The organism is Alistipes sp. Marseille-P5061 (assembly GCF_900290115.1).
In the GTDB taxonomy this organism is placed as follows: domain Bacteria; phylum Bacteroidota; class Bacteroidia; order Bacteroidales; family Rikenellaceae; genus Alistipes; species Alistipes excrementigallinarum.
Window position 1 is genome coordinate 509,240 of sequence record NZ_LT985748.1, and the last position, 12,023, is coordinate 521,262.

Annotated in this window: 8 protein-coding genes; 6 read left to right on the plus strand and 2 right to left on the minus strand. The window is 64.7% G+C overall.

Translation table 11 applies throughout. The features are described from left to right. Positions 1 to 66: 66 nt before the first annotated feature. Entirely contained in the window at positions 67 to 711 is a 645-nt protein-coding gene (locus tag C8267_RS02015; protein WP_158699665.1) for a Crp/Fnr family transcriptional regulator, read from the minus strand. Positions 712 to 943: 232 nt separating this feature from the next. Between C8267_RS02015 and C8267_RS02020 the strand changes: the two genes are divergently transcribed. The 4 genes from C8267_RS02020 (at position 944) to C8267_RS02035 (ending at position 8,424) form a co-directional block, all read left to right on the plus strand. Next, positions 944 to 2,800, plus strand: a complete 1,857-nt coding sequence (locus C8267_RS02020) for a hypothetical protein (protein ID WP_158699666.1) — start codon at positions 944 to 946, stop codon at positions 2,798 to 2,800. Between the two features lie 23 nt (positions 2,801 to 2,823). Next, positions 2,824 to 5,052: a hypothetical protein gene (locus C8267_RS02025; RefSeq protein WP_106633464.1), complete on the plus strand. Its 2,229-nt coding sequence runs from the start codon at positions 2,824 to 2,826 to the stop codon at positions 5,050 to 5,052. Between the two features lie 111 nt (positions 5,053 to 5,163). Beyond that, the gene (locus tag C8267_RS02030) at positions 5,164 to 6,054 is read left to right on the plus strand and encodes a FimB/Mfa2 family fimbrial subunit (RefSeq protein ID WP_106633465.1); all 891 of its coding nucleotides are present in this window, start codon (positions 5,164 to 5,166) and stop codon (positions 6,052 to 6,054) included. Positions 6,055 to 6,135: 81 nt separating this feature from the next. Continuing rightward, positions 6,136 to 8,424 (plus strand): hypothetical protein, encoded by a 2,289-nt coding sequence (locus C8267_RS02035; protein WP_106633466.1) that lies wholly within the window; start codon positions 6,136 to 6,138, stop codon positions 8,422 to 8,424. Between the two features lie 153 nt (positions 8,425 to 8,577). Here the strand turns inward: C8267_RS02035 and C8267_RS02040 are convergent, their stop codons facing one another. Further along, the gene (locus C8267_RS02040) at positions 8,578 to 9,513 is read right to left on the minus strand and encodes an endonuclease/exonuclease/phosphatase family protein (protein WP_374045517.1); all 936 of its coding nucleotides are present in this window, start codon (positions 9,511 to 9,513) and stop codon (positions 8,578 to 8,580) included. Positions 9,514 to 9,807: 294 nt separating this feature from the next. Here C8267_RS02040 and C8267_RS02045 point away from each other — a divergent pair, with 294 nt between their 5' ends. Together C8267_RS02045 and C8267_RS02050 are read left to right on the plus strand one after the other, a co-directional pair. Next, complete coding sequence (locus tag C8267_RS02045) at positions 9,808 to 10,920, plus strand: ROK family protein (protein WP_087360720.1); 1,113 nt, start codon at positions 9,808 to 9,810, stop codon at positions 10,918 to 10,920. A gap of 25 nt (positions 10,921 to 10,945) precedes the next feature. Then, positions 10,946 to 11,917: a type I phosphomannose isomerase catalytic subunit gene (locus C8267_RS02050; protein ID WP_106633467.1), complete on the plus strand. Its 972-nt coding sequence runs from the start codon at positions 10,946 to 10,948 to the stop codon at positions 11,915 to 11,917. Positions 11,918 to 12,023: the final 106 nt, after the last annotated feature.

The following is a 12,023-nucleotide window of genomic DNA, read 5'->3' on the forward strand; positions in this document are numbered from 1 at the left end:
GCACCTCCCTTTGGGGAGATGCGCTTCCTTGTTTCAACCGAGGGATGGCGCGGCTGAAGGGGTGGGTCACTTTACGGCCATGTGCCCGGCGCCGACACCGCGTGCCAGCACATACCCGTCGTCCGCCTTGCGGAGCGTCCCCTGCGCCACCATCTGGGCGACCGTGCGCGAGAGCGAGGGGCGCGCAACGCCGAGGATGAAGGCCACCTCCTGCAGATTCTGAATCACGCGGTTGCGCTGCAGGTAGCCCACCACGCGCGACGAGAGGCTCTGCAGGGCGAATTCGTGGATTTTCCGGTTCAGGAAGAGGCTGTGGTCCGACAGCACGGTCAGGAAGTTGCGCAGCACGACCTTGTCCTGCTCGATGAGTTCGAGCAGACACTCGCGGCTCATCACCCACAACTTGCAGTCCGAATTGGCGATAATCGTCACGGGAAAGATGCTCTCGGTGCCGAAGACAAAGGTCGAGGCCAGCACGTCGGGAGCCGTCAGGGCATCGAGCGTGAACTCCTTGCCCTCGTCGTTGGTCATCCGGGCGTAGACGCTCCCCTCGCAGAGGAGGAAGACCGAGCGGCAGACGCTGTTCTGCAGGGCAATCAGGTCGCCCTTGGCGTAGGAGGCCAGACGGCCGGGCAGTTCGTGGAGAATACGCGTGACCACGGCCGGGTCGCTGCCGCGGAAAAGAGGCATATCGGAAATTTTTTGTTCCATATCAATATGGTTTACAACAACTTGACACCCTTCGTAACATTTGTTACGGATTTCGTCGTATCGTGGTCGTAGTTTTGCGGTCGAAATGGAATCGGAGGGCTCGCCGCAGCGGAGAAACCCGCTTCGGAAGAGGGTCCGGGAACAGAGGCAAAGATACGAAAAAGTACGACGCCGAAACGAACCCCGACCCGAAATTTTGCCCGACGCACCAAACAGCGCAACAAAAGGACAAATGAGCAAAAGAATAACCATCCTTCTGGCCGGCCTCGTGATGCTGGTCGCGTGCCAGAGCGAAGAGCCGCAGCCGGCACCGCGTCCGCAGCAGAGCGGCGGCGTGGTCTTCGAGCTGCAGTGTGAGGAGTATGCCGCGGCGGAGAGCCGTGCGGCATCGCTCCGCGCAACGGATTACGACCGCGTGGAGTTCGGCGTGGCGGACAGCGACGGCAACATCGTCGGGGAGCTCAAGGGCATCTACGACGCCGCCACTTCGCAGATGCGCATCGAAGGGCTCCGCGAGGGGGAGTACCAACTGCTGATTCTGGGCATCCGCGGCAACAGCGACCGGGACGGCGTACGCTTCCACCGCATGCGTCATATGGACGACCTCTGGCTGAGCTTCCCCGAGACGCTCGACCGCCCGCTTCAGGCCGAATACTTCTACTCGCAGAGCCCCTTCAGCGTCATCTCGCGGACGACCGACGCGGGCCAGGTGCAGGAGGCCGTCGTCGAGCAGACGCCCGTACAGCGCCGCATCATCGGCCGCACGGACTTCTCGTTCACCTACAACAACCCCTACGTCGCCGCCGCGGTCCTTGAGAAACAGGCCGAGGTGGAGGCTCCCCGCTTCCGCACGCGGTTCTCGGGCGGCGGCGCCTTCTCGGGAGAGAGCGACGGGGCGGACATCGCACTGACGCTCGACGAGCAGCAGTCGTACCTCTTCCCCCCGACGGTCGACGGGGAGCCGCTGCGCGGTACCATCGAGCTCTTCACGCGGAACTATCTGGGCTACGAGGTGCGCCGCACCTTCGGCTTCGAACTCGAGCGGCTCGAGGCGAACCATATCGGCCCGATTCACACCGGGGTAATCCACCCCGACGACCCTTCGGGCACGATGTTCGTCTCGGAGCAGTACTACCGCACGAGCGACCACTCGCTCATCCTCCAGGACGACGAGCCCAAGAGCGTCTACGCCGACCCGGCCCAGCGCAAGTTCAACACCGCGGCGCCGCTTCAGCTCTCGGTCTCGGATGACGGGCGCTTTCACGCCCGCTTCTACTCGCCCCGCCCGCTGAGCGACGTGACGGTCCGGGCGCTCATTCCGGGAGCCGGCAGCGAGTACCTCGACCTGGCCTACTTCGACCACATCCCCGCCTTTGCCGACTTCTACGGCGAGATGCCGCTCACGCAGCGCGCCTGCATCTTCCGCTCCGAGTCGGGACGGCTGATGCGCGTCGAGCGGATGACGCCCGAACAGCTGGCCGCCATCGAGTACCGCATCGTATCGAGTGACCCCTACTGGGCCAAGCTCCAGGGGATTATCCACGGCTGGAATATCAGCTTCGGACTCTACGGCGGCGACCCCGACCGTCCGGACGGAGGTCCCGACGGCAACTGGATGGGAATCCGCCCGGTGCACTGCCGCGAAGTGGTGGCCCTCTTCCTCAACTTCACCTACATGATTGACATGCCCGAGCACGAGGAGATTCTCCGCGCCAACGAGGACCGTCTCTACGGCAACGGCGGCGTCAACGACAAGGTGACGGCTGAAACCGTTCTGCGCCAGATGCGCCAGGCCCGGACGCTGAGTGTCGGTCTCGTATACCCGGGCAACGGCATCGTCGGACTGGGCGGCGGCACGGCCTTCGGAGCCTACCAGCAGGCGTGGCTGCAGCACTACTTCAACACCTACTCCTGCGAAATCATGTTCCACGAGCTGGGCCACGTGATGGGTTACAGCCACAGCAGCTCCTTCACCTACGGCCCGTGGGCCCAGGAGTTGATGAACCACTTCTACGTCAGCCACATCGACCAGATGCCCATCGACTCGCCCTCGTACCTCAACAGTTCGCAGAACCCGAATCTATACTGATACGCACGATGAAAACGACCCTTATGAAATATGCCCTCCGGGGCCTTCTGCTCCCGCTCCTGACGGGCTGCCACACGGGGCAGGAGCTCGCGACGCCCGACGGCGCCGCAGGCGGCGTGACGGTCCGCTTCGAGGCCGCAGCATCGACCGCCGCACCGCTCGGCACCACCCGTGCCACGGCCGACGACATGCAGTTGGGTACCGTTGTGGGCTTCCGCTTCGAGCAGGGGCGGCTTCGGGAAATCGCCGCAAGCGAGGCGACATTCACCGGCTCGAGCCGCACCTTCCACCTGCGGGCCCGCTCGGGGAGCATCTACTTCGTCGCCAACCCGCCGGCAAAAGTCTTCGAGGAGATGCAGCCCGACGTGACCACCCTCGAGGCGTTCCTCGCCGCCGAGGCGCCCGTCACGGCGATGACGGCCGACGGCCTCACGATGACCGGCTCGGCCGAACTTTCGGCTGCGGAGCGCACGCTCACCGTCGCTCTGACGCGGAGCGTGGCCCGGCTCGACCTCGCATCGACCGATGCCGGCGTGGAGGTCCACAGCATCGTGCTCCGCGGCGCGGCCGACCGGGGCTACGTCAACGGCCGGAGCGATGTGACCACGCCGCCGACGGCCTCGACGACGGAGTTCCGCCGCGAATACGGCGACACGCCGCTTGTCAACGGACGCGAGACGTTGCTCTATCTGGCCGAACAGAGCGAGGCGGCACTCACGGCCGAGGTGGTGGTCCGCTTCGGCGGAGGCTGGCACCGGATGGAGGCGGCACTGCCCGCTGAAATCCGCCGCAACACCACCTACACGCTGCAGGTGCGCGGCCAGGGGAGCGAACTCCGCGTGGAGATTGAGGCCGACGGCTGGCTGACGGGCGACAGCGTCGAGAGCCGACCCGACCTGCGGGGGCTCATCGACCTCGAGGCCTCGGAGCTGCCCGACGGCGTCCGGGTCAACGAACTGCGCGACACGGTCCGCATCGCGCACGCCGAGAACCGCTTCCGGCTGGTGCTGCTGGCCGAGCCCGACTCGGAGCTCCGCATCGAGGGGCATATAGACGGCGTCACGGCAACGCCCGAAGAGCTGACCCGCGGCGTAGAACGCGTGGCGGCCGTCTCGGTCGAGAAGCGGCTCTTCATGCCGGGCCAAGGCGAGGGATACCTCTGCCTCGACCTGCTGCGCGGCAACCTCCGCTCGGGACGCGTCGTCCTCATCTTCGAGGAGAACCCGATTCGGATGAGGGGGCAAATCACCTTCGACAGCGAGGGAGTCTGCGACTTCGACCGCTACATCGACGGCGAACTGGCCACCCTCTCGCTCCCCGAGGGGGCCGAGGCCCGGCTCGAGTTCGATGCCGACGAGGCGCTCTGGATGAAGCTCGAGCCCGCGCAGGATGAATACCGCCTGCTGGGGGGCTGGAAGCCCAACGACCCGAAGGCCGACGGCCGCGTGCAGGAGGCGCGCCTCATCGTCGACCTCAACGACGGCTCCCCCGAGGAGCGCTACACCATCCGCCGCCGCAACTGGGGCCTCCCGGTGGTCGAAATCGGCCGCAACTGGTGGTGCAAGTACAACCTGCGGGGCAACGTGAAGCGTTTCGAGGAGCAGGTCACGATTCAGGAGGACCCCGCCACCGAGGCCGAGCTGGCCGACTTCCTGGCCGCATGCGACAACGAGCAGCTGCTGGCACTCATGGGCGAGCAGTACCAGGGCGGCAACCCCGACAGGCTCCCGCTGCGCCACAACGGCGAGGCCTTCTACCACGAAGGGATGCAGGAGACGGCCGGCAACTTCGGAACGCTCGACCCCACCGCGATGGCGCCCGACGGATACCGGATTCCCGACCATGCGGATTACGGCTACTTCAGCGCCAACGACAACTTCAACCTCGGCGGCATCGGCGAGCGCCCCTTCTGGAACCGCACGCAGGACCGCGTCTGGGTGCGCATCATCGAGCGCGAGGCGGAGTTTCTCGGGGCAACCTACGGCACCGTCTCCCTCTATGAGTTCACCGACGGCACCAACCACTGGGTGCTCTGCGGACTGGGGCACCAGTGGAACACCACTCCGGGCAACATCGCCCGCATGAACCTGCTGATGGCCACCTGGGGCAACAGCGGAAAGACCTGGTCGATGGAGGGCTATGCCCAGAGCGACCGCCCCAACCAGAACTGGCTCAAGTATGTGAGTCAGAACGCCACCAAGACGCGCTCCATCCGCTGCATCAAGACCCCCGTGGAGTATATCTACGATTAGCGGCAGCCGAAGCGCCCGACCAAGAGAAACCGGAACGGAACCGGACAAATCCGAACCGAAACCTGGAATACAAAGCAGTACTAATCAATTCAAAAAAGGGGAACAAAGACCATGAACACGATTGCAAAAGCAACCACCGCAGCACTTCTCATCTCGAACCTGGCCCTGGTAGCCTGCGCCGAAAAGGAGCAGACTCCGGGCATGCCCGCCGCGGGCACCGTGCTCTCGCTCCGCATGGCCGACTACGAAGGCGCCGGACAGAGCCTTGCCGGCGAGAACGAAATCACCGACTTCAAGGCCTGCATCTTCGAAGAGGGCCGTATGACGCACATCTACGACAACATTCAGGCATCGGGCTCGGGATATGCGCTCCAGCTCGACAGCCACTCGGGCACGCTCTACGTCCTGGCCAACACGGGCGACCAGATTGACCTCCACGAGCTCCAGAGCCAGTCGCTCGACGAGCAGACGTGGCTCAAGCAGACCATGGCGCTCGACCGCGAGGCACCCGTTCACTTCTTCACGGGCAGCGTGAAGCTCGACGAAATGTCCTCCTCGCAGACGACGATTCCCGTTACGCTCAAGCGCGGTGTGGCTCGCTTCGACCTGCAGGTCAAGACCGCCGGCGTAGCCCGCATCAAGAGCATCACGATGAAGAATACCGCCGGAAAGGGTCTCCTCTTCACCTCCGACGCCGGCAGCCTCTCGCCTGAGGGTGTGGAGCGCGCCGAGAGCAGCGTGCGCTTCGACGAGCCGCTGACGGCAAACACCCAGGGTGTGATGTACCTCTACGAGCAGAGCAACGAGGGTCTCGAGGTGACCATCGAGGCTGAAATCGACGGCGTGGAGAAGAGCCTCTCGAAGGCCATCGACGGGGACATCCGCCGCAACACCGTCTACACGCTCACCGTGCGCAAGGATGTCATCGACGTCGAGGTCAGCCACTCCTTCGACGAGTGGGAAGAGGGCGGCGACACGGAGCTCACCCCCGCCCGCCGGTAGGGCCACCCGACAAACACCCTTCAGGGCTCCCGGCTTCAGTCGGGAGCCTTTATCCCGAAACAGACCATTCACCCCAAAACGATGATTCTACGCAACACCTTCATACGCCTCATCCCGACACTTGCGCTTGTCGGCGGCACGCTCCACGCCTGCACGTCGCCCGACGACGGGACGACAGCACCCGGCGCCGGCGTTCGGAAGCTCCGCCCGCAGCTCGAGGCATTCGCCGACGGAGCCCAGACCGCACAGGGCGAAGAGTCGGTCGACCGGCTCGACGCCTACCTGTTCGAGCAGGGACGGCTGAGCGCACGCTTCGAGGGGCTGACGGCCGCAGGCGACGGCTTCGCCCTGCAGCTCGGGCAGCTCTCGGGCCGCCTCTATCTGGTGGCCAACGCCGGGGCGGAGGCCATCGGCACGCCCGAGGAGGGGCTCTCCGAGCAGGAATGGCTCGCGCGGAGCATCCTGTCGGGTGACGGAGCGCAGCCCCGCCACCTCACCGGTACCATCGAGCTGGGCAGCCTTCCCTCCGGCACGACCACGCTGCCCGTATCGCTCCGACGCGGCTATGCCCGCTTCGACCTGCGGATTCTGGTGGCGGGCGAGGCGGCCGTCGAGCGGCTGCTCTTCACCTCCGCCGCCCGGGAGGCCTACCTCTTCCCGGGGGAGCAGGTGGCAACCCCCGCTGGGGCGCCGACCGGCGAGGTGGAGGTTCGTCCCGACCGCCCCTTCACCGTCAGCACGCCCGCCGTCGCCCTGCTGCACGAGCAGGCGTCACCCGAGCTGACCCTCCGCGTCGAGGCGCTCATCGACGGCAAGCCCTGCACCTTCGAGAAGAGCCTCCCGGCGGAAATCCGCCGCAATACGGTCTACACCGTAACGCTGCGCCGCGACATCGTCGACGCCGACGTTGAGCTGACCGTCGAGCCGTGGCGCGACGGCGGCTCGACGGAGCTGGAGCCCGACCTGGACGCTCTGCCGACGGTCGACCTCGAGCGTTCGGAGATTCCCGACGAGGTCTCCGTCTCGGAGCAACGCACCGAGGTGACCTTCCCCTACTACCGGAGCGAGATGGTGCTCGCCGTCGACTGCAACGACGAACTGGAGCTGCTTCCGCTCGCGGGCTATCCGCTGACGGTCGAGCCTCTGGCCAACAACGGCGGCATCGAGGGGATGAACCGCTTCCGCATCCGCAAGGCGCTCTATGCCCCCGGCATGCCGGCCGACCGCGTCGAGCTGCGCTTCCACCGCAAGGGGCTCGGCAACGACTACCCCGAGGATTGTATCGTGCTCCACCTCGAGGCCAACCCGACCGCCATCGAGGGCCCGTTCGCCTTCTCGAGCCCCGGCTACTCGTACGACTTCGGTCGTTACGTGGACAACGAACTGGGGCGCTTCGCGCTGGCTCCGGGCAAGGAGCTCATCGCCGAGTTCGACGGTGACGAGGACCCCTGGGTACGCATCATTCCCGACACCGAAGAGCCGGCATTCACCCGCGTGGTGGCGGGCTGGCGCCCCAACGACCCCAAGGCCGACGGCCGCGAGCAGTCCGTGCGGCTGGTGATTCGCAACGCCGCGGACCACTCACAGCGCGAGGAGTACACCGTCATGCGCCGCAACTGGGGGCTGCCCGTCACGTGGTTCCACGGCGTATGGTGGTGCAAGTACAATTCGCGGGGACGCTCACGCGAGTTCGCCGACCAGATTCTCCCCTCGACCGACCCCGCGGCGCTGGCCGGCAAGAGCCTCTTCAACTACCTGGCCACCTGCTCGCCCGAGGAGTATTACGAACTCTGGTGCTGGGCCTATCAGGGCGACAGCGGCATCGGGCAGCGCGTGGTCGACAAGGAGGGGGTGCTGGTCATGGACGGATTCACCAACACCAACACGGCCCACATCAACCGCCTGCCGGCCGATGCGCTCTCGCCCGACGGCTACGAGCTGCCCTTGCTCGAGGAGTTCAACCGGATGTTCGACGCCACGGACTACATCTGGATGATGTGGACCGGTTCGCACCAGCTGCGCAACCCCTGGGAGGGACACGCCACCGTACGGCGCACGCAGCAGCGGCGCAACGACCTCACGGTCGGCTCGGTCGCGGTCAAGGACCTGCTCTCGGTAGCGTTGACGAGCCCCGACTTCCCCGACCTCGAGGGGGTGACCTGGTACGGCCCCGGAGCACAGTGGAACGCCGACGGCATCAAGCACTCGGGCCACTACAACAACATGCTCTTCTCGGTCCATGCACCCGACGGCGGTGGATGGTACATCACCGGCGGCATGGGCAACCTCTACATGACGAAGAACGCCGCCGGCTACAACGACACGCGCCTGCTGCGCTTCAAGAAGTCGCCCGTCGAGTTCACCTACTGATGTCCCGCGGGGAGGTATCCGGAACCCGGAGCTCGCCCGACACAGGCCGACATGCCGTCCCCGCCGCAAGTCAAAGCCCCGATGCATCCTGTGATGCATCGGGGCTTTTCGTCGCTGCACGGCCTGAGCTTCATGCGGACCGCAAGCGGAGGGTCACTCCGACAGCGGCGTCGCCAGCTTCACGCGGACAAAGACCGGGAAGTGGTCCGACGGAGTTCGCGCCCTGTAGCGGTAGAAGGAGACCTCGCGCGGGAAGGCCCCCGACTTGAGCTCCTGGTCGCTCCCCTCGACGGGCGTGCGGTAGGTCGAAGTCAGCACCCCGTAGGAGCAGACCTCGACCGAGGGGGAGACGAAGATGTGGTCAATCCGGCTCGAGGTCATGGCCTCGGGGTCGAAGTTGTTGAAGGTGCCGTTGGGGGCGTAGCGTCGTTCGGCCGCCTCGTACGCATCGCGCAGCGCCTCGGAGCGGGCCAGCAGCGCATAGATTGCATCGGTCTGGTCGACGTTGAAGTCGCCCGTAAGGAAACAGCACTCGCCCGGCGCGCACATCGAGCGGATGCGTTCAAGGACCAGACGGCAGCTCTCGGCGCGCGCCCGGACGCCGACATGGTCCAGGTGGAGGTTGAAGAAGTGGAAGACAACGCCGCTCTGCCGGTCGCGGAACCTGCCCCACGTACAGATGCGGGGCAGCGCCGCATCCCACCCCACGCTCGGCCGCCCGGGACTCTCCGAGAGCCAGAAATGGCCTTCATCGAGCAGTTCGAAGCGCTCGCGGAGGTAGAAAATCGGGGCATACTCCCCCTGCGTCGCCCCGTCGTCGCGGCCGACGCCAATATAGGCATAGTCGGGCAGCCGGTCGAGCATGTCGTGCAACTGGTCGTCGAGCACCTCCTGTGCGCCGAAGATGTCGAAGCCCTGTGACTCGACAATGCCGCACACGTGCGGAAGGCGCCGCTCCCAGCCGTTTCCGGCCGCAGCATCCCCCTCGTTGCGGTAACGTACGTTGAACGTGGCGACGGTCATCTGCTGGGCCGTCGCTCCCAGCGTGCCGCCCAGAAGCAGCACCCACAGCAGCAGGCGTTTCATCATCGTTTCGATTTTTGTATCGGGTTCATTCCGTAGAACAAAGGTAACAAAATCCTGCCGTTTGAACCAATCCGACGACGCTTTGGAACGAATCCGTTCCACTTTTTCCGACGAGGCTCGGCCGTTTCGCAAATTTTTTGTATCTTCGTTGCGCCTTAAGGCGCGTAAGCGAGTCCTTCGCCCCTCTTCCGCGTCCGATACCGCACGGCGGCCACCCGCCCCGCGCGACGCCGGAGCGGGCATTTGTGCGACGAGCGCCCGCCGACCCCGAAACCGACTACAAAAAACCGGAACAGCATGTACAGATACGACAGCCGGGTGGTCATCACCCTCGACGCAGGCGGCACGAACTTCGTCTTCGGCGCCATGCAGGCCAACAAATTCATCGTCGACCCCATCACGATGCCGTCGAACGCCCAGGACCTCGACAAATGCCTCGCCACGATGGTCGAGGGCTTCCGTCAGGTCATCTCCAAGCTGGAGACCAAGCCCGTGGCCATCAGCTTCGCCTTCCCCGGCCCGGCCGACTACCGCAACGGGGTTATCGGCGGCTACCTGCCCAACTTCCCGTCGTTCCGCGACGGCGTGGCGCTGGGCCCCTTCCTCGAATACACCTTCGGCATCCCCGTCTTCATCAACAACGACGGCGACCTGTTCGCCTACGGCGAGGCGCTCGGAGGCGCGCTGCCTGAGGTCAACGCCAAACTGGAGGCGCTCGGCAGCTCGAAGCGCTACCACAACCTCATCGGCTACACCTTCGGCACGGGCTTCGGCATCGGCATCGTCACCAACGACAACCAGCTCCATACGGGCGACAACTCCTGCGTGGAGACCTTCTGCCTGCGCCACAAGAAGATGCCCAACATCATCGTCGAGGACGGCGTGGCCGTGCGCGCCATCAAGCGCGTCTACGGCGAGGCTTCAGGCGACGTGAACCACCACTTCGAGCCGAAGGACATCTGCGAAATCGCCGACGGGACGCGTCCGGGCAATGTCGAGGCGGCCAAGAAGGCCTTCGCAGAGCTGGGCGAGGTTGCCGGCGACGCCATGGCTACGGCCGTGACACTCATCGACGGACTCATCGTCATCGGCGGCGGCATCACCGCAGCACGCAAGTACATCATGCCGAGCCTTCTGAAGGAGCTGCGCGGCAAAATCGGAACCCTCTCGGGCGAGACGCTCAACCGCGTCCAGATGGAGGTCTTCGACCTGGACAACGAGGAGGAGTTCAAGGCCTTTGCCAAGGGCAACCAGCGTCCGCTGAAGGTCTACGGCACGGACCGCTACGTGGCCTACGACCCGATGAAGCGCATCGGCGTGATGATTTCGAAGCTGGGTGCAAGCAAGGCCATCTCGGTGGGCGCCTATGCCTATGCGCTCCATCAGCTGGACACCAACAACGAACAATAACAGAACAACCCAATAGGAGAAAACCATGTATCCGTTCAAATTCAGACCCATTCTCAAGACCGTACTCTGGGGCGGTGAGAAGATAATTCCCTACAAGCAGATTGAATCCGACCAGAAGCAGGTCGGCGAGAGCTGGGAGCTCTCGGGCGTGAAGGGCAACGAATCGGTCGTTGCCAACGGCGAGCTGGCCGGCACGACCCTGCCCGAACTGCTGGCCCGCGAAAAGGAGCGTCTGCTGGGCAAGGCCAACTACGAACGCTTCGGCAACGAGTTCCCGCTGCTCATCAAGTTCATCGACGCCCGTCAGGACCTCTCGATTCAGGTGCACCCCAACGACCAGCTGGCCTGGGAGCGCCACCACTCGAAGGGCAAGACCGAGATGTGGTATGTCGTGGATGCCGACAAGGGGGCGCACCTCCGCTCGGGCTTCGCCAAGCAGGTGACCCCGGCCGAGTATGAGGCCAGCGTCGCCGACAACACCATCACCGACATCCTGAAGGACTACGAGGTGCACCCGGGCGACCTTTTCTTCCTGCCCGCAGGCCGCGTGCACAGCATCGGCGCCGGTTCGTTCATCGCCGAAATCCAGCAGACGTCGGACATCACCTACCGCATCTACGACTTCAACCGCAAGGGCGCCGACGGCAAGCCCCGCGAGCTGCATACCGAGCTGGCCAAGGGTGCCATCGACTACACCGTGCTGCCCGACTACCGCACCCACTACAAGGCCGAGAAGAACGAGCTCACGGAGCTGATTTCCTGCCCCTACTTCACCACCTCGCTCTGCGAGCTGGACGAGGAGAAGACCTTCGATTTCGCATCGCTCGACTCGTTCGTGGTCTTCATCTGCGTCGAGGGCCGGGGCACGGTCGAGGACAACGAGGGCCACAAGCTGGAGGTGCATCAGGGCGAAACGCTGCTGCTGCCCGCCACGACCCGCTCGCTGCGCGTCAAGCCGGAAGGGAAACTCAAGTTCCTGACCAGCTGGATTGCATAAAAACAGGACGCATTTTTGGTAAAGTGTCGGAAAAAGGCTATCTTTAGAGTCCAAAGGGGATTGAACGATGAAAGATAGTCTTGCCACCGGCCTCCACACGATTCGT